The organism is Pseudomonas sp. NCHU5216 (assembly GCF_052156495.1).
Lineage (GTDB): Bacteria > Pseudomonadota > Gammaproteobacteria > Pseudomonadales > Pseudomonadaceae > Aquipseudomonas.
This window is the reverse complement of record NZ_JBQLIX010000032.1, coordinates 48,777-64,618: the sequence shown is the minus strand read 5'-3', so window position 1 is coordinate 64,618 and position 15,842 is coordinate 48,777. Positions and strand designations below refer to the sequence as shown.

General features: G+C 59.8%; 19 protein-coding genes, 1 other RNA gene and 2 pseudogenes. 12 read left to right on the top strand and 10 right to left on the bottom strand.

The genetic code is table 11. The annotated features are described in order from the left end of the window. From ACSVIK_RS19640 to ACSVIK_RS19615, 6 genes and pseudogenes are all read left to right on the top strand, one after another. A pseudogene (locus ACSVIK_RS19640) lies at positions 1 to 285 on the top strand (hypothetical protein); the annotation flags it as partial. 202 nt (positions 286 to 487) lie between these two features. Continuing rightward, the gene (locus tag ACSVIK_RS19635; RefSeq protein ID WP_442445896.1) at positions 488 to 1,225 is read left to right on the top strand and encodes a hypothetical protein; all 738 of its coding nucleotides are present in this window, start codon (positions 488 to 490) and stop codon (positions 1,223 to 1,225) included. Then, on the top strand, positions 1,225 to 1,776 hold the full coding sequence (locus ACSVIK_RS19630) for a type II toxin-antitoxin system VapC family toxin (protein WP_442445895.1): 552 nt from the start codon (positions 1,225 to 1,227) through the stop codon (positions 1,774 to 1,776). Before ACSVIK_RS19635 ends, ACSVIK_RS19630 begins: the two co-directional genes overlap by 1 nt. 281 nt (positions 1,777 to 2,057) lie before the next feature. After that, entirely contained in the window at positions 2,058 to 2,690 is a 633-nt protein-coding gene (locus ACSVIK_RS19625; RefSeq protein ID WP_442445894.1) for a recombinase family protein, read from the top strand. Positions 2,691 to 2,901: 211 nt separating this feature from the next. Further along, complete coding sequence (locus ACSVIK_RS19620; protein WP_442445893.1) at positions 2,902 to 3,060, top strand: hypothetical protein; 159 nt, start codon at positions 2,902 to 2,904, stop codon at positions 3,058 to 3,060. 97 nt (positions 3,061 to 3,157) lie between these two features. Beyond that, entirely contained in the window at positions 3,158 to 3,640 is a 483-nt protein-coding gene (locus ACSVIK_RS19615; protein ID WP_442445892.1) for a Rha family transcriptional regulator, read from the top strand. A 16-nt stretch (positions 3,641 to 3,656) separates the two neighbouring features. On the opposite strand, the gene ACSVIK_RS19610 is transcribed toward ACSVIK_RS19615, so the two are convergent. Next, on the bottom strand, positions 3,657 to 4,655 hold the full coding sequence (locus ACSVIK_RS19610; protein ID WP_442445891.1) for a hypothetical protein: 999 nt from the start codon (positions 4,653 to 4,655) through the stop codon (positions 3,657 to 3,659). Between the two features lie 92 nt (positions 4,656 to 4,747). Here ACSVIK_RS19610 and ACSVIK_RS19605 point away from each other — a divergent pair, with 92 nt between their 5' ends. From ACSVIK_RS19605 to ACSVIK_RS19585, 5 genes are all read left to right on the top strand, one after another. Next, positions 4,748 to 5,176 carry a KilA-N domain-containing protein gene (locus tag ACSVIK_RS19605; protein ID WP_442445890.1) on the top strand — a complete coding sequence of 143 codons (429 nt, stop codon included), beginning with the start codon at positions 4,748 to 4,750 and terminating at the stop codon, positions 5,174 to 5,176. A 162-nt stretch (positions 5,177 to 5,338) separates the two neighbouring features. Further along, positions 5,339 to 5,950 (top strand): virion core protein, T7 gp14 family, encoded by a 612-nt coding sequence (locus ACSVIK_RS19600; RefSeq protein ID WP_442445889.1) that lies wholly within the window; start codon positions 5,339 to 5,341, stop codon positions 5,948 to 5,950. 155 nt (positions 5,951 to 6,105) lie between these two features. Next, the gene (locus ACSVIK_RS19595) at positions 6,106 to 6,390 is read left to right on the top strand and encodes a hypothetical protein (protein ID WP_442445888.1); all 285 of its coding nucleotides are present in this window, start codon (positions 6,106 to 6,108) and stop codon (positions 6,388 to 6,390) included. A gap of 9 nt (positions 6,391 to 6,399) precedes the next feature. Then, positions 6,400 to 7,065, top strand: coding sequence for a hypothetical protein (locus ACSVIK_RS19590; protein WP_442445887.1), 666 nt, complete (start codon positions 6,400 to 6,402; stop codon positions 7,063 to 7,065). Between the two features lie 285 nt (positions 7,066 to 7,350). Continuing rightward, a complete protein-coding gene (locus ACSVIK_RS19585) occupies positions 7,351 to 7,848 on the top strand; it encodes a ribonuclease H family protein (protein ID WP_442445886.1) in 498 nt (165 codons plus the stop codon). Here the strand turns inward: ACSVIK_RS19585 and ACSVIK_RS19580 are convergent. From ACSVIK_RS19580 to ACSVIK_RS19565, 4 genes and pseudogenes are all read right to left on the bottom strand, one after another. Then, the gene (locus tag ACSVIK_RS19580; protein WP_442445900.1) at positions 7,845 to 9,173 is read right to left on the bottom strand and encodes a tyrosine-type recombinase/integrase; all 1,329 of its coding nucleotides are present in this window, start codon (positions 9,171 to 9,173) and stop codon (positions 7,845 to 7,847) included. The genes ACSVIK_RS19585 and ACSVIK_RS19580 overlap by 4 nt on opposite strands. Positions 9,174 to 9,314: 141 nt before the next feature. Beyond that, an RNA gene (gene ffs / locus ACSVIK_RS19575) (signal recognition particle sRNA small type) lies at positions 9,315 to 9,411 on the bottom strand. 104 nt (positions 9,412 to 9,515) lie between these two features. Next, complete coding sequence (locus ACSVIK_RS19570) at positions 9,516 to 10,241, bottom strand: methyl-accepting chemotaxis protein (RefSeq protein ID WP_442445899.1); 726 nt, start codon at positions 10,239 to 10,241, stop codon at positions 9,516 to 9,518. Between the two features lie 132 nt (positions 10,242 to 10,373). After that, positions 10,374 to 11,150: pseudogene (locus tag ACSVIK_RS19565) on the bottom strand (MCP four helix bundle domain-containing protein); the annotation flags it as partial. Between the two features lie 314 nt (positions 11,151 to 11,464). On the opposite strand from ACSVIK_RS19565, the gene ACSVIK_RS19560 reads away from it, so the two are divergent. Beyond that, complete coding sequence (locus ACSVIK_RS19560) at positions 11,465 to 11,743, top strand: HU family DNA-binding protein (protein WP_442445885.1); 279 nt, start codon at positions 11,465 to 11,467, stop codon at positions 11,741 to 11,743. Positions 11,744 to 11,792: 49 nt separating this feature from the next. On the opposite strand, the gene ACSVIK_RS19555 is transcribed toward ACSVIK_RS19560, so the two are convergent. From ACSVIK_RS19555 to ACSVIK_RS19535, 5 genes are read right to left on the bottom strand one after another with little or no spacing between them, the layout of a single operon-like run. After that, positions 11,793 to 12,086, bottom strand: a complete 294-nt coding sequence (locus ACSVIK_RS19555; protein WP_442445884.1) for a copper-binding protein — start codon at positions 12,084 to 12,086, stop codon at positions 11,793 to 11,795. 20 nt (positions 12,087 to 12,106) lie between these two features. Further along, positions 12,107 to 12,607, bottom strand: a complete 501-nt coding sequence (locus tag ACSVIK_RS19550; RefSeq protein ID WP_442445883.1) for a cupredoxin domain-containing protein — start codon at positions 12,605 to 12,607, stop codon at positions 12,107 to 12,109. A gap of 57 nt (positions 12,608 to 12,664) precedes the next feature. Further along, positions 12,665 to 14,077, bottom strand: coding sequence for a multicopper oxidase family protein (locus ACSVIK_RS19545; protein ID WP_442445882.1), 1,413 nt, complete (start codon positions 14,075 to 14,077; stop codon positions 12,665 to 12,667). Between the two features lie 16 nt (positions 14,078 to 14,093). Continuing rightward, the gene (locus ACSVIK_RS19540) at positions 14,094 to 15,497 is read right to left on the bottom strand and encodes a TolC family protein (RefSeq protein ID WP_442445881.1); all 1,404 of its coding nucleotides are present in this window, start codon (positions 15,495 to 15,497) and stop codon (positions 14,094 to 14,096) included. Beyond that, positions 15,481 to 15,783, bottom strand: coding sequence for a hypothetical protein (locus tag ACSVIK_RS19535; RefSeq protein WP_442445880.1), 303 nt, complete (start codon positions 15,781 to 15,783; stop codon positions 15,481 to 15,483). Before ACSVIK_RS19535 ends, ACSVIK_RS19540 begins: the two co-directional genes overlap by 17 nt. Positions 15,784 to 15,842: the final 59 nt, after the last annotated feature.

Below are 15,842 nucleotides of genomic sequence, written 5' to 3'. Positions count from 1 at the left end.
ATCTGCTTCATTGAGAAACTCGGGCAACGGGATTGGCCTATTTCACCAGAAACGGGAAGTCTTCTTCAGACTTTCCTAAGGCGAACCTTCGTGACGGTTGCCCAGAGGACGCTGAGAGATCTGGCCACAGTGAAGAAGCTCGTAAACCACAGTTCTGGTGCTGATGTCACCATGAAGCACTATCTGCGCCTGAGTGTGGAGGATCTACGAGAGCCAATGCAGCGAGTTGAAGACGCGTTCGACCGCTTGCGCATGCAGCCACACATTTTTGGCGAAAAAATCTGAGCGCCTTTTTGTAATAGAGAATTGGCCGTTTCCCCCCGTACCGGGGTGGGGTCTTGGTTCTGCTCGCCCGCGTTTTGATCGGAGGCATCCGAGACATCGACAGCGCCTCATCCATTTCGCATATCCGGCGAAAGTGCTAGTGTTCAGGCAGTAGACAAAGGCATTCGCTCTCAACTGCAAGGATTGCTCAAAGGCAGCGACCATGACGCCTGTAGAGTACGTATTCACCGTAGATTCGCTTCGCCCGGCGACCGCCTCCATGCAGCGGGTGGCTGAGTATTTCCTAGAGCTTTCGAAGCTTTTGGGACAGCCTGAGCAGGTGCATTTCCATAAGGTGACTGAGGGAAGCCTCAAATGCCACGCCCTGGCCGACTTCGATGCGACTCCCAAGATTGATGAGCGCATCAAGCAAATAGCCCTGCCAGATAGCGACATCGCCCGCGTCTACGACCGCATCAACCAGATGCTGGCCAAAGATAATGCTGTAGGTCGCCTTGACCGAATAGGCATCGATGGTAAGACGGCAAAGATCTACTCATTCCCTGGCAGAGAGCTTCCCAAGGTTTCGACCTACAAAATTCGTCAACAAGGAAGCCTGGACGGCGTTGTCGTATCTATCGGCGGACGTGATAACTCCTCACATCTCCACTTAGACGCAGGCGACGGACGCTATTGGAAGTGCGTCACCAGCAGGGAGCTTGCGGTCAGCCTTGCACATCACCTCTATGGGAGCAGCATCAGGGTCTTTGGCTCTGGTACCTGGCTGAGAGACTCAGACCGCAAGTGGACTCTGGATGGATACTTCAGCGTTGAGCACTTTGAGGTCTTAACGGAGGAGACGCTAGACACTGCTCTATCCCGGATCCGTGAATGCGGAACCCGATGGGATAAGCAGAGCATCAGCGAAGCCTGGAAGGAATTGCGCGAGGGAGATAGCTGATGGTTCTGCTAGATACATCTGTGCTTGCGCATCTGCTCTTTCCAACTGGGCAAGTGATTATCGACAATGCGACCGGTCATCCGGTTACGTATTGCCAGGAGCGACTGCAGCACTTTGTCCAAACCCATCAGAAGACGAAGATAGTTATCGCCGCTCCCAGCTTTGCCGAGTTCCTCGTTCATGCAGGAGAACGCCGGGAGGATGTCATCCAAATTCTCAAGGGAACCAGCGCCTTCAAGATCGTCCCATTTGATGAAGTTTGCGCCTTGGAATGCGCGATGCTTGAGCAAGAAGCGAGAGTAAACGGCGGGAAGCGCGGCGCAAGCACCGCCCCCTGGCAAAAGGTCAAGGTTGACCGGCAAATTTTGGCGATAGCCCTAGTACACAATGTCAGCGCAATCTACACAGACGATACAAGCCTGAAGGCGCTATCAACCGAGCTAGGACTGCCTGCTCTGGGTATAGCCGACATGCCGCTACCTGACTCCTCGCGGCAACATAAGCTAGACCTCCCTCCTCCCGATGCTGACACACCACAAGCCTGGTCCTAAGACGCCCACAGGGCATCTCCCCTCTTTGCGAGGCCAGACCGCTCTCCTATCGTCTTACTCGCTAAATAGCGATTGCTGATTGCAGCTAGAAGACACCGCTAGACATCTCTGCCGGTCATTGCGCTCATACATATCCTGCCTCCACCTTCGTATTCATCAGGGTATACCTCAGCGACAACAGCAACAGCCGCCTGGCTTGTTGTCGTTTGGTATGGTCTTGACCACTCATACGGCAACATGCATAGTGACAACACCTAAACGACAACAAGGAGCTGTCACCAATGTTTGTCCGTGCGTATCTCCGGGCATCCACTACTGAGCAAGATGCTAGCCGAGCGCGGTCTGCCCTGGACGCCTTCGCCCAAAGCCATGACCAGCACATCGCTAGCTACTACACCGAGAACGAAAGCGGCGCTTCTCTGCAGCGCCCTGAGCTGTTCCGTCTGCTGGCCGACGCCAAGCCGGGGGATGTTCTCTTGGTTGAACAGGTCGACCGCCTGAGCCGCCTCACTGAGGGCGACTGGCAGCAACTCCGGGCGACCATCAAAGCAAAGGAGGTGCGGGTCGTTGCCCTGGATCTGCCGACCTCCCACCAATTCATGGCCAGCAACAGCAACACCGCAGCCGATGCCTTCACCTCTCGGATGCTGGGCGCCATCAATGACATGCTGCTGGACATGCTCGCAGCGGTTGCCCGGAAAGACTACGAAGACAGGCGCAGACGCCAGAACGAAGGCATCGCCAAGGCCAAGGCTCAGGGGGCTTACAAAGGCCGAGGCATCGACAAGGATAAGCACGCCAGCATCCTGGCCCTGTTGAATAAGGGGACAGGTATCAGAGAGACGGCCAAGCTCTTGAAGGTCAGCACCAGCACTGTGCTTAGAGCCAGAGACAAGGCCAGCGCCACAGCCTGAGGCCTATCACCAGCACCACAAAGACGAAGCCCCCGGAGGTCACCCAACGGGGGCTTGGCGTATCTGGTGGTTGATAAACGGATACCTAGTCCGTGTCATAACCACCAGCACCTCAGGGCTTCACGGATTCCCCGTCCGTTGCACAACCACTGCCTGCATCTCCAACCCCCTGTTGTTTTCTCCTCCCCTCAAGTCCTTCCAGAAAACCCTCATGGCCCTGGAAGACCTCAACGCCCGTAACCGCGCAGTAGCGGCCAGCAAGATCGAGCAGGCCACCCGCCTGGAAGAGCAGGCCGACGAGCTGCTGACCGAGGCCACCAAGGCCCAGGCCATCGCCAACAACATCAAGGAACTGCTGGGCGAGAAGTAAGGCTCGCCCCCGTCCCCAGCCTATTACCCCCAGTACTAGCTGAATACGAACAGCCGGCCCCAGAGGCCACGAATTGACCAGTCTTTGGAGAGACACCATGAACGCACTGACCGCCCTGAACACCAACGCCGCCCTGACCATGAGCAGCCGCGAGATTGCTGAACTGACCGGGAAGCGCCACGACAACGTAGTCCGCGATATTCGCAGCATGCTGGCCGAACTGGGAACCAACCCCCTCAATTTTGAGGGCGTCTACATCGACTCGAAAGGAGAATCCCGTCCCTGCTTCAACCTCCCGAAAGACCTGACCATCACTCTGGTCTCTGGCTACAACGTCCAGATGCGCTACGCCATCACCAAACGCTGGATGGAACTGGAGGCCCAGCAAGCTCCGAAGCTGCCGACCTCCTTCGCTGAAGCCCTGCGCCTCGCCGCCGAGCTGGAAGAGCAGAAGGAGCAGCTCCGCTTGCAGAACGAAGCGATGAAGCCGGCAGCCGCCGTAGGCGCTGCGGTGGGCAAGCTGAAGAACCTGACCATTCCTGACTTCGCCCGCAAGCTGCCCAGAATCAAAACAATATAGGCGCAGAACAAGGCGATTATCGCCGCCGCCGGTCATTCCGACCAAGCCCCAGGCTTAGCCCTTTGGGGAGCTGCTCAATCGCTATAAGGGTAGATGGCCTGCTTATTATCCGATTGTTCTCAAGTATCGCGTAAGACGGGTACCACACAGAACCATCTCGATCAAACTCATACACCAGTTTTCGAGGAGGCATACCGCGCTTTTTCAAACTAGAAATCAGCCGTGCTGCGCGCATAGCTGCGTCCGCCATATTTTCATGAGCAGCATAATGGCTCTTGACGCACTTGCCTCTAACAATAAATGAAATCTCGCAGCCATCTTGAAATGACTGAATATCAACGATTGGATTTTTCCTATCACTAAGGCGCTCGAGAAAGTTTCTCAACCAAACTCTCATGCCATGGTATGTATCCGTCCCGGCCTCAGTAGCAATCGCTGTGACAAAGGGATTCCAGACCAGAATCAGAAATGGCAGCGCAACTGTGATTAACTCTTGCGCTGATACCGCAGCATTATGAGACAGCTCAACGTATTCAACTTTAACGGGGCAGTCTAAAGAAGCAAGCTCCAGCCACTCTCTTTCAACATCTCTTGGGTCCGCGCCGACTTGAATATAGGCTCTATCGGGCAGTTCGGGCAGCGAGCTAGGTGACAACCAATCAGCATCAGCATCCAAATTCAAGTCGTCAAAATTTAGGCAGTCTTTGCTGGAATAGTATCCTAGAATCGCCACCACAAAACACTGACCAGCATCCGAGTAAAACTTGGCGCTTCTCAGAACCTGCCCCACCGGTTTTCCTGGGTCGTGATTGTGAAGAACAATCATAGGAAAGCTATTAATCTTATTCACTAGAACATCTGGGTCAGCAGGAACAATTAAGTCACCCGCCTCATTTCGCTGCTCAGTCCATAAAACTGCGGACACAAGCTCGCTATAGATATTACTCTTGTTCTCCTCCAGGGCTTCTTTTACCCAGGCAAGCGCAGCAGGAGTTTTATCAATCAGGTTAGACATAGGCGTCCTTGTTCGTCCGAATGCATAAATACTAAACGATAGAAGACACAACGTCTCGCTTACCCAGCACTGGTAACTGAAAGACCAACACCATGAGCAACATCATCACCCGCGACTACAACGGCAACGTCTTCCAGTTCCGCGCTGACGGCTACTTCAACATGACCAAGGCAGCGAAGGTCTTTGGGAAGGATGTACGCGACTTCCTGTACGCCGACTCAACTGGCGAGTACGTCCAGGCTCTCGAAAATGCGGAAATTTCCCGCAATATCATCGAGACCGCCCGAGGCCGTAACGGCGGCACCTGGGGCCACCCTAAGCTGGCCGTCTTCTTCGCCCGCTGGCTGGACGTGAAGTTCGCCGTGTTCTGCGACATGGTCATCGACGACATCCTGAACAAGAAGGCCGAGCTGACCATCACCAAGCCGGAAGAGTCGATGGCGATGAAGATGCCGCAGACGTTCTCTGAAGCCCTGCGTCTGGCAGCGGAACTGGAAGAGCAACGCGCATACCTGGCATAGCCTATTACCCCCAGTACTAGCTGAACCCCAAAGCGCAGCACATAGGCACCAAACCAGATGATGAACTCTATAGGTTGGCTAGTCGTCCGCGTGCGCTAGGGACGACTTCAAACTATCCACCCAACGGGAATCGTTTCCATCTTTTCTCAAGGAGTAAATCGAATGTGTGTACCAACCGCTGCCGCTATGGCTGCAATGGCAGTTGCATCCACTGCCTACGGAATCCACGAATCCAACACCCAGCAGAACTACGCCGAGGCCGTCGCCAAGCAGAATGCTGAGATGCAGAACGCTGCGGCCATGGAGAACTACAAACTCCAGAACCGCCAGTTGAACCTGCAGCAGCTCCAAGAGAGCGAAGCGACCGCCCAGCAGAAACACCAGCAGCGTCTGGCAGTGCAGCGCGAGGTTGCCACTGCCCGAGTAGCTGCCGGCGAATCCGGTGTGTCCGGCCTGTCCATCGACTCCCTGTTCGCGGACATCATCCGCCAGGGCACCAACAACATGACCACCCTGGATCGAAACCTGGCAGACGCCAACGACCAGCGCGACATCGAGAAGAAGGCTCTGCAGAACAACACCTGGGCAGGCCTCCAGAATCCGTCGTTCTACAAAGGATCGAACGGCATGCTCGGCGCTGGTCTGCAGATCGCCTCGGCTGGTCTAGGTGCCTACACGGCGTCTGGCGGCACCTTTGGCTCGTCCAGTAAGAGCACCGGCATCAAGCCCAACGGCCAAGCCGGCTTCCGCGCCGGTAATGGGCAGGGCCGCTAATACCCCTCTTTTACCCCCAGTACTAGCAGAAAGAAAAGCGCGCAAAGCCCCGTCTTTCCTGCCCCAGAGCACTCCCCCGGCGACACCTCCCGACACCTGCAGGGCTACCCCTGGCAGGGCGCTGGCGTTCGCCTATCACAAAGGAACACTACCCAATGAAACATCAACTACCTGCTCCCCTGGTGCGCTTCCATGTCCATATGCTCCGCGACCATGCCACCCAGTTGGTCGCCCTGGCCAACGCCTTGGCAAAGCGGAAGGGCCGCGATACACGCCTGGGCGAAGCCCTGGAACTGGCCCTAGTCGCTGGCCTGAGCAAATCGCTTACCGACCTCCTGGCGCTTGCACAGGACGACAAGAACGCCCCTCACTGGCTGCAGCTTGGCCCGGTCAATCGCATGGGCGGGAAGGCGCTCACCCCGGCTGAACTGAGCCGCTAAGGGGGACCCATGGAACAACTACCGAGCGCTGCCCTCAGTGACGTCGAGACCAAGACTGTTGCTGTTCTCTCTTATGAGCTGGGCCATCGCTTTTATGTCGATATCGAGTCAGGCGAAATCCTGAATCTCACAGATCAAATGCAGGAGGCTCCCTTAGCATTGACGAAGCGTGACCTGAGGAGTGCTCCCGATGTTGGGCTTGATACACCTTGGGTCAATCACGCCAGAAACGATGAGGAGCTATGGCGGGCTGTCCAGACATTTGACTGGTGGATAGATCGGCTGGTTTATGACGCCGACAAGATCCTGAGCCTTCTTGATACCGGGCTGAGCGACAAGGCCGTCAGGGTATTTAAGTATCTTGCCTGCGGGCTGTCGGCTCGCAACATCTGGTTTGGCTCCATAGCTGAGCTATCCGAGGCATTGGGCACTCCGCAGCGTAACGCCGAGCGGGCTTTGGCTGATCTGGAGCGGCATCGTCTGATTGAGCGCAAACACCAAGGCCGATACTGGCCAATGAAAATCAGCCTCCACCCTTGGTACGCATGGAAAGGTGACCTTCAGGCCAGAGACCAAACATTGCAGCAGTGGGTACTCAGAACCGCCAAAAATGGCGGCAGATCTTCGCTGCAGGCCGCTGGTATCAGGGGGGTGGAGAAGCCCCTAGTAATATAAAAGACCACCAAGACCACTGCCTCCCAGAGGTCTCCGGGCGTTCGCTCTGGTGCGATTGTTGTAGTAGCCCTTTCAATGGCAAACCAAGCAAAGACCAGCACCAAGGCCATCTCCGAGCGAAGCTCTCAGCCCTACACCCAGCCAGCGTATGGCGCCCCCTCTGCGTTTGGTCTTCCCCCGCAGGCCTTCGGCCTCGTCCACCTGAACCACATCACTGGAAGTCTCCACCTGAGAAACGTCAGGAGGGAGAGGTCTGCCTGCACTTCAGACAAGGAACACTTACCCATGAACACCTACACCATCTACACCGACGGCGCATGCACCAACAACGGAAAGCCCAACGCTAGAGCAGGCTGGGGCGCTGTTCTGACCAACCCGCAAGGCGACACCCTGGAGCTTGCCGGGCCAGTCCCAGAGGCTCAGGAGCAGACTAACAGCCGAGCCGAACTCCTGGCCTTGGTCGAGGCCCTGGAGCGATGCACTCAGCCTGCGCCTATCACCCTTCACACCGATAGCGAATACATCGCCAACGCCTGCAATGGACACCTGGAAGCCTGGAAGGCCAACGGCTGGAGAAAGTCTGACAAGAAGCAGCCTAAGCACCTCGACCTATGGCAGCGCCTGGATCAACTACTGCAGGAGAAGGACGTCACTGTCAGGTGGTTAAGGGGCCACAATGGCACGCTGGGCAACGAACGAGCCGATGCCCTGGCGACGCTCGGGGCCACCGGGAAAACGCTTAGGAAGCGCACCAAGCGGCCGAATGAGGCCGACAAGAGCTAGAGCGCCACCAAATCAACCATCTCTACTACAGGCGCCAGCACCTCAGGCCTGAAGTCTTTCCCGTAACGACCGAATGTTATCCCGCCTGTCTGGTGCCCCAGCACACCGCCGACCAGCGCCTCAGACACCCCCTTCTGCTTCAAATGATCTGCGAATGTATGCCGGAAGCTGTGGAAGTCCTTCTTCCCCTCAAAGCCCAGCTGCGCCCTAACCCGAGCAAACCACTTGGAGGGGGCAGCGCTGTAGCCATGCTTCTTGTGAAGGGTCAGCTCCGGGAATAGCCGCGCATGCCCATCTACACGCAGGCTGGCGACATACTCCATGAACCCAAGGGCCTTCAGGCGAGAGTGAATCGGGACCAAACGCTCAGAGCCATCGTTCTTGAGCTTCTGGTCCGGCCGCCCCTTTCGTATGTGAAGACAGTCCACACCATTAACGACCACGATATCGTCCAGGTACAGCTGACACAGTTCATTCAGCCGTGCGCCCGTATAGAGCCCCAACAGGGGCAGCCAATACTGGTTTGGCTTAGGCCCATTTGCAGGCGCGTACCTGCTCCTATCGAACAAGGCCTTCAGGTCGGCCTCAGTGAACGCCGAACGCTCCTGGTTCACCTTCCCCCTGCGCTTGATGCCAAGTCTGTAGAGCGGGTTCTTATCGCAGTACCCCTCCCGGATGGCATAGGCGAAGAACGTCGTCAGGTTCTTCACGTAGTTGTTGAACGTGGTCTGACTGATGGTGGTCTTGGCCTCGGCAATGGCCTGCTCCAGGGACGTGACGGACAGCTGGTGTATCCGTGGCGGCAGCTTCAACGCGGTCTCCCGGAACTGCTGTGTCTCCTTGCGGGTGATGAGGTTTATCGGGTGGTCTCCGATGACGCGGACGAACAGGGAAGCCATTGCCCGCTTGTCGTCCAGGGTCTTGGTAGAGACACCTTCCCGAGCTTGCTGTCGCAGGTACTCGTCGACGACCTTGGAGAACAACGGGGCCAGCGGCGGCTCGTCACGAATGGGGACCGTATTGGCCTTCTGCGGCCCCCTGCTCGGCTGCTCCCGAGGATTAGCTATCACGGCCTCGAAGGTACTAACCAACTGCTGCTGGCGCAGCCAGGAGGCCCAGCTAGCGACGCGCTTCCCACCCGCCTCCCAGGCGCCCTTCAGGAGGTCCAACGATGGCCGACGCCCCTGGAACGCCTCTGTGAACAGTCGCTGGGCCTGCAGCAGAAGCTCACGCCCACGGATCAACGCCTCCCTACGGCAGCGCGTCTGGAGCGACCTGCGTATCTCCCGCTGGGGGAACAAAGGGCGAATGACTTCAGGCACCACGATACGGAAATAGAAGACCGAATGGCGCGACAGAAGAAGGTAAGACGGGACAGTAGACACGGATGTATCACTCCTTGTACCACTGCATGGACTGGAGTGAAAAACCGTTCAGAATCAATGACTTAGGTCACTGGAGGTGAACCCTACCAGCCACACCCCGGCACACGATGTTCCCGCTGTGGCTGCTCCCTTCCGGGCCTGACCAGGTTCACGGGTAATCGTTGCGAGGGGACCGGCAGGGCCCACCATAACGAAGCCCGTCATTGCGACGGGCCGCGCCATTGTAACGACTAAATGCAAACTTACAACCGCCTCAAGCACTTAGAAGCACCAGGCGAGTCATCAGACCCGAAAACGCCCCACCAACTGGGCAAGGCCATGGGACAGGTCGGACAGGTGCCGACTGGCAATGGTGCTCTGCTCGGCGGTTTGCGAAGCCTCGTTGGACAGCTCGCGAATGTCGCTGATGTTGCGTGCGATCTCTTCGGTGACGCTGCTCTGCTCCTCGCAGGCCGTGGCGATCTGCGCCGCCATGTCATTGATGCGCTGCACCGAGTCGCCGGTGGCGCTCAGGGCCTGATCGACGCCCGCGGCCTGCTCCACGCTCTGCCGCGCCCGTTCGCTGCCCATGTGCGTCGCCTTGACGGCATTCTGCACACCGATCTGCAGCCGCTCGATCATGTCCTGAATGTCCTTGGTGGACTCCTGGGTGCGGGCCGCCAGTGCACGCACCTCGTCGGCCACCACGGCGAACCCCCGCCCCTGCTCACCGGCACGTGCTGCCTCGATGGCGGCATTGAGCGCCAGCAGGTTGGTCTGATCGGCAATGCCCTTGATCACCGCCAGCACGGCACCGATGTTGGCCGCGTCCTGCTCCAGAGTCTGAATGCTCGAGGAGGCGCTCTCCACCTCCTGCGCCAGTTGGCGGATAGAGCCGATGGTGGCACCGACTACCTGCGCACCGTCCCGTGATTGCTGTTCGGCGCTGCGCGCGGCATCTGCGGCATTCTGGGCATTACGGGCCACCTCATGCACTGCCGCGCTCATTTGCGTCGCCGCGGTGCTCACCTGGTCGACCGCTGCATGTTCGCTGCTGATCAGACGGTCGTTGGCAGCCGCCAGGCCGGCCAGACTCCTGGCCGAATCGGCCACTTCGTCGGTTACTCGCCCGACTTCCTTGATCAAGGGTTGCAGCTTGTCGAGAAAGCGGTTGAAGGCATGGCTGAGCCGACCCAGCTCATCCTTGGAGAACACTTCGAGGCGCACGCGCAGATCGCCGTCGCCATCGGCGATCTGCTCGATACGGTGCAACAGATTGTGCAAAGGACGCGTCACCAGCAAGGGAAAGCCCAGCACCAGCAGCAGGCACAGGGACAAGCCAACGACAATCAACATGCCCTGCTGCCAGGACAGGGCCTGCCCTGTGGCGATGGCAGCGGCACCCTCGGCATTGGCGGCCTCATCCTCCAGCTCGCCGAGCTTGTCTAGGGCAGAACGTGCCGCCTGGAAATGCTCTTCGCTTTCACCGAAGCTGAGCCTGCTGGCCGCCTGGGCATCGCTCGTGGCCAACTGCATGACCCGCGCGGAGGTGGCCTTCCAGCGCTCGAAGCCCTGGTCGAACTCGGCGACCAGGGCGAGCGCCTCGGCACCGGGCTGCAGAGCGGCGAACTTGTGCACGCGCTCATAGGCTTGCTGCAGGTTTTCGGCGTGGAATGCACGCAGTTCCTCGACATTGCCAGCGACATCCTCATCAAGCAGGCTGCGCTCAGCCACGAAGGCCTGGTACAGGTCTCGATCCGCATTGAGCAGGAGACTGATGGCAGGCAGGTGTTGCTGCGTGAGGATGGTACTGGAGGCGGCGACCTGGGTGATGCCACGCATGCCCAGCGCTCCCATGATCACCAGCAACGCGGCCAGCAGCAGAATTGGCAGGGCGATTTTCCAGCGGAAGCCAAGGTCGGCGAAGATACGCAACATGATTGCACCTCAGTACCAAGCGGATATGTCTCAGCATAGTCCAGGCTGGCGAGCTGCAATCGAATCGCGTCAAGATAAATTCTGACAGTCTTTCTGTAAGCCTTTATCCCGAGAGCTTATCAGCCAATTTCCAGCCTAGGTTTTCATCCGCCGCCTGGAACCCCGGCACGTCCTGCGACACTAAGCCCTATCGGAAAGAAAGCCCTGACACTGGCGTTAAAGTACGTTTGTGCTAGCTTCTTCTGGTTTTCGGCGCCGCCTGCCATAGCGGCCTTCGGCGCACCGAATCTCTCACCCGCATATGGAGTTACATCATGGCAATGACCAAAGACCAACTGATCAGTGACCTGGCCGAAGCCGCTTCCCTGCCCAAGGCCAGCGTGCGTGGCCTGATCGACCAGTTGGCCGAGATCGTCGGTGACGCACTGGAAAACGACGGTGAGATCACCCTGCCAGGCATCGGCAAGCTGAAGGTGAGCGAGCGCCCGGCCCGCACCGGTCGCAACCCGCAAACCGGCAAGAGCATCGAGATCGCCGCCAAGAAGGTGGTCAAGCTGGTGCCGGCCAAAGCCCTGAGCGACAGCCTGAACTGATCGATGTAACGGTCGCCCCACCAGGGGGCGACCGCTGCAATCCCCGCGCTTATTTCTCCTCAGGTTGCAACTCGGTCACCACATAACGGCTGCCGCGCTGCTCTACCTGAAACCTCACCTTGTCCCCCACCGCCACCTGCTCCAGCAGGCTGGGCGGATCGACCTCGAAGACCATGGTCATCGGCGGCATGCCCACGCTGGCGATGGGGCCATGGCGCAGGGTGATTTTCTTCGCACTGCCATCTATCTTGCGCACCTCGCCCTGGCTCAATGGCATGGGTTCGGCAGCTTGCAGGCTGAAACTGATCAGGGCGGTCAAGGCTGCGATCATGATGTGCTTCATCGTGTTTTTCCTCCTGTAGATCATTGAGCCAACACTTCGATGCTGCCGGTCATGCCGGCCTGGTAATGACCGGCGATCAGGCAGGCGAAATCGAATTCTCCTGCGCGGTTGAATGTCCAGATGATCTCCCCGGTCTGCCCAGGTGCGACATGCGCCATGTAGGGCTCGTCGTGCTCCATGCCGGGAAACCTGGCCATCATCTCGGCATGCTTGTCCAGATCGGCGCGGGTGCCGAGCACGAACTCGTGCAGCGTTTGTCCATCATTGTGGATGACCAGACGAACGCGCTCTCCTTGCCTGACCTGTAGCCGATCCGGGGTGAAGCGCATCTGGTCGCTCATGCGAATGTCGATGCTGCGGTCGACCTTCCCGGCCTCGCCAGCGATGCCCCAGGGCATCTGCTCCATGGGCCTGGACATGTCCATGGCCTGATGCTTCATGTGCTCTTCATCGTGGGCCAGAATCACCGGGCTGACGAGCAGCCCGCTCAGGGTCAGAACCAATAGCGGTAGTGTCTTCATCGAGTCGTTCTCCATCATGCGTGATAAACGGGCCACTCACGGCAGCCCGCCCGTGATTCAATGCCCGGCATGCCCGCCAGGTTTGCGTACCTGTACTTCAACCGGCGTGTCGACCGGCTGCTCGAGCGGCATCGACTGCCCGCCTCCCGCATGCGAGCGACTGGGCTTTGCCAGTGCGCCATTCCATTCATAGGCCTGCGTGCCTGGCGGGTGCCTGAACCAGCCAGGGTCGTGGTAATCCCCAGCGGCCTGCTCCTTGCGCACCTTGAGCACGGTGAACATGCCGCCCATCTCCACCGAGCCGAAGGGGCCGTCGCCAGTCATCATCGGTACCGTGTTGTCCGGCAGCGGCATCTGCATCTCGGCCATGTCGGCCATGCCGCGCTCGCCCATGACCATGTAATCGGGCACCAGCTTGGCGATCTTGCCAGTCATCTCGCGATGATCGACGCCGACCAGCGTCGGCAGGTCGTGGCCCATGGCATTCATGGTGTGGTGGCTCTTGTGACAGTGCAGCGCCCAGTCACCCTCCTCGTTGGCGATGAACTCCACCTGGCGCATCTGCCCAACCGCCACGTCAGTGGTCACCTCCGGCCAGCGCGAGCCCAGCGGTGTCGGCCCGCCGTCGGTACCGGTGACCTCGAACTCGTGACCGTGCAGGTGGATGGGGTGATTGGTCATGGTCAAATTGCCGACCCGCAGACGCACCCGTTCGCCCTGGCGCGCCACCAGTGGATCAATGCCGGGGAACACGCGGCTGTTGAAGGTCCACAGGTTGAAGTCGAGCATCTGCATGATCTGCGGCGTGTAAGCGCCAGGCTCGATGTCGTAGGCATTGAGCAGGAAGCAGTAGTCGCGATCCACCTCGCTGATCAGCGGGTGATGTTCCTTGGGGTGGGTGACCCAGAAACCCATCATACCCATGGCCATCTGCACCATCTCGTCGGCGTGCGGGTGGTACATGAAGGTGCCGGGGCGGCGCGCGACGAACTCGTAGACGAAGGTCTTGCCCACCGGAATCGCCGGCTGGGTCAGACCCGAGACACCATCCATGCCGTTGGGCAGGCGCTGGCCGTGCCAGTGGATGCTGGTGTGCTCAGGCAGCTTGTTGGTGACGAAGATGCGTACCCGGTCGCCCTCCACCACCTCGATGGTCGGCCCCGGCGACTGGCCGTTGTAGCCCCACAGGTGGGCCTTGTAGCCAGGCGCCAGTTCGCGTACCACCGGCTCGGCGACCAGGTGGAACTCCTTGACGCCATCGTTCATGCGCCACGGCAGGGTCCAGCCATTGAGGGTCACCACCGGGTTATAGGGCCGCCCGCTGTTCGGTTGTAGCGGTGGTTGCGTATCAGCACTGGCCTGCAGCACCGGCTCGGGCAGTGCGGCCATGGCCACCCGGCTGACCGCCGAGGAGGCCACTGCGGCGCCGATGGCGCTGGCGCCGAGAAAGAAGTCACGTCGTGAAACCATATCAGCAGTTCCTTGTTCAGTGGCCGCCAGCGGCCGGCTCGGCACTGGCGGCAGGCGTCGCGGCGAGCGAGGGATTGGGGGCGCCCAGCAGGGCCATGTCGAGATCGGCGCGGGCCAGCCAGAAATCACGCTGCGCCTGCAGGTAGCCATCCACCGCTTGCACCTGGCGGCGCGCATCGGCAAGTAGCTCGAAGGTGCTGATGAACATGCCGTTGTAGCGCAGCAGGTTTTCCTCGGCCATGCGCTGGCGCAGCGGCAACACCTCGACGCGATAATGACGCGCCAGCTCGAAGGCATTGCGGTAGGCCTGGTAGGCCTCGCGCACCTGCGAGCGGGCGTTGATCGCCGTCTCGGCGGCGCGGTTGAGCGCCTGGCGGTACTGCGCCTCGGCCCGCGCCACCTTGGCTCCGCTCCAATCGAACAGCGGCAGTTCGACGCTGATCTCGTAGCCGCGCTGGGTCGGCTCTTCGTTGGAACGGTTGTTCACCACGCCCAGCTCCAGCACGTTGATGAAGCGCGTGGTGCGGGTCAGCCCGAGGTTCTGCGCCAGGCGCTCGGTGTCCAGACGCATGGCCTGGATATCCTGGCGTTGACTCATGGCCACACGCTCCACATCCGGCAGTTCCTCGGCCTGTTCAGGCAGCGTCGGCAAGCGTTCGGGCAAGCGATAGGCGAGCTGCTCACCCCACAGGCCCAGCAGCCGGGTCAAGCGTTCGCGACTGGAGACCCGCGCCTGCTCGGCACGCAGCAGCGCGATACCAGCCTCGGCATAGAAGCTTTGCTGTTCCGCCTGCTGCAGCTTGCTGAAGTTGCCGACGGCCGCCAGCCTGCGCGCCAGCTCGGCGCTGGCCTCGGCTGCCTCCAGCACCTGCTGCGCATAGACGCGGCTCTCCTCGGCGGCGACTGCCTGGTACCAGGCCTTGCGGGTCTCGCTGGCCAGCTCGACCACCGCCAGGCTGGTACGGCGCTGCAACTGCTCGAAACGACGCCCTTCCATGCGCGAGGTCATCGGCAGCGCGACCAGGCGCGCCAGGTTCAGGTGCAGACCGCGCTCGTACTCCACCTCGCTACCCTTTTCCAGGCGGCCGTAGGAGAAACCGGGATTGGGCAGGCGCCCGGCCTGCACCCGCTCGGCCTCACCGATACCCAGCTCGTCGAAGGACGCCTGCAGGCCACGGTTATTGAGCAGTGCCAACTGGATGGCGGCGTCCAGACTCAAGGGCTCGGCCAGCAACTCGGCGACACGCGTCTCGATCTGGCTGCGCTCTTCTTCGTCCCGCGCCCAGAGTAATTGCTTGTCCAGGCGGCTTTCGGCGACCTGCTGCACCGGGCCAAAGCCGCCGTCCTGGCTGAAACTGGCGCAGCCGGCCAGCAGCAGCGTTGCGCAGAGCAGCATCAGGGGTTTAATGGTGATGGGCATGATCACCTCCCTCGGCGGGCTCGACGCCCTGCTCGGCCGGCTGTTCCCAACCTTCCATGCTGTAGCGGCGCCAGCCGCCGATACGGCCGACCAGATCGTTGGCCGCGCGCCAGTCCTGCAGCGGCTCGTCAGCCTGGGCGCGATAGTCTTTCAGGGGGGAACGGTAATCCTGCGCCGGCACAGCCGCGCTGGCGTCCAGCGGATCGGGCTGGGCGGCCCAGAGGATGCCAGGTAGTGCCAGGGCGACGATGCCCAGCGACCACCCGACAAGGGGATGCAGATTCATGATGTGTTCTCGCATGCAGCGGCCAGGCGGCCGCGTGAGCTACAGGCGCCGCTTTACGG

Bases quoted from the DNA above. Each gene is read 5' to 3' on its own strand.
- ACSVIK_RS19585 (WP_442445886.1), top strand. From the start codon at position 7,351: ATGAACACCTACACCATCTACACCGACGGCGCATGCACCAACAACGGA.
- ACSVIK_RS19545 (WP_442445882.1), bottom strand. From the start codon at position 14,077: ATGGTTTCACGACGTGACTTCTTTCTCGGCGCCAGCGCCATCGGCGCC.
- ACSVIK_RS19555 (WP_442445884.1), bottom strand. From the start codon at position 12,086: ATGAAGCACATCATGATCGCAGCCTTGACCGCCCTGATCAGTTTCAGC.
- ACSVIK_RS19610 (WP_442445891.1), bottom strand. From the start codon at position 4,655: ATGTCTAACCTGATTGATAAAACTCCTGCTGCGCTTGCCTGGGTAAAA.
- ACSVIK_RS19625 (WP_442445894.1), top strand. From the start codon at position 2,058: ATGTTTGTCCGTGCGTATCTCCGGGCATCCACTACTGAGCAAGATGCT.
- ACSVIK_RS19560 (WP_442445885.1), top strand. From the start codon at position 11,465: ATGGCAATGACCAAAGACCAACTGATCAGTGACCTGGCCGAAGCCGCT.
- ACSVIK_RS19535 (WP_442445880.1), bottom strand. From the start codon at position 15,783: ATGAATCTGCATCCCCTTGTCGGGTGGTCGCTGGGCATCGTCGCCCTG.
- ACSVIK_RS19550 (WP_442445883.1), bottom strand. From the start codon at position 12,607: ATGAAGACACTACCGCTATTGGTTCTGACCCTGAGCGGGCTGCTCGTC.
- ACSVIK_RS19605 (WP_442445890.1), top strand. From the start codon at position 4,748: ATGAGCAACATCATCACCCGCGACTACAACGGCAACGTCTTCCAGTTC.
- ACSVIK_RS19630 (WP_442445895.1), top strand. From the start codon at position 1,225: ATGGTTCTGCTAGATACATCTGTGCTTGCGCATCTGCTCTTTCCAACT.
- ACSVIK_RS19595 (WP_442445888.1), top strand. From the start codon at position 6,106: ATGAAACATCAACTACCTGCTCCCCTGGTGCGCTTCCATGTCCATATG.
- ACSVIK_RS19600 (WP_442445889.1), top strand. From the start codon at position 5,339: ATGTGTGTACCAACCGCTGCCGCTATGGCTGCAATGGCAGTTGCATCC.
- ACSVIK_RS19590 (WP_442445887.1), top strand. From the start codon at position 6,400: ATGGAACAACTACCGAGCGCTGCCCTCAGTGACGTCGAGACCAAGACT.
- ACSVIK_RS19615 (WP_442445892.1), top strand. From the start codon at position 3,158: ATGAACGCACTGACCGCCCTGAACACCAACGCCGCCCTGACCATGAGC.
- ACSVIK_RS19540 (WP_442445881.1), bottom strand. From the start codon at position 15,497: ATGCCCATCACCATTAAACCCCTGATGCTGCTCTGCGCAACGCTGCTG.
- ACSVIK_RS19635 (WP_442445896.1), top strand. From the start codon at position 488: ATGACGCCTGTAGAGTACGTATTCACCGTAGATTCGCTTCGCCCGGCG.
- ACSVIK_RS19620 (WP_442445893.1), top strand. From the start codon at position 2,902: ATGGCCCTGGAAGACCTCAACGCCCGTAACCGCGCAGTAGCGGCCAGC.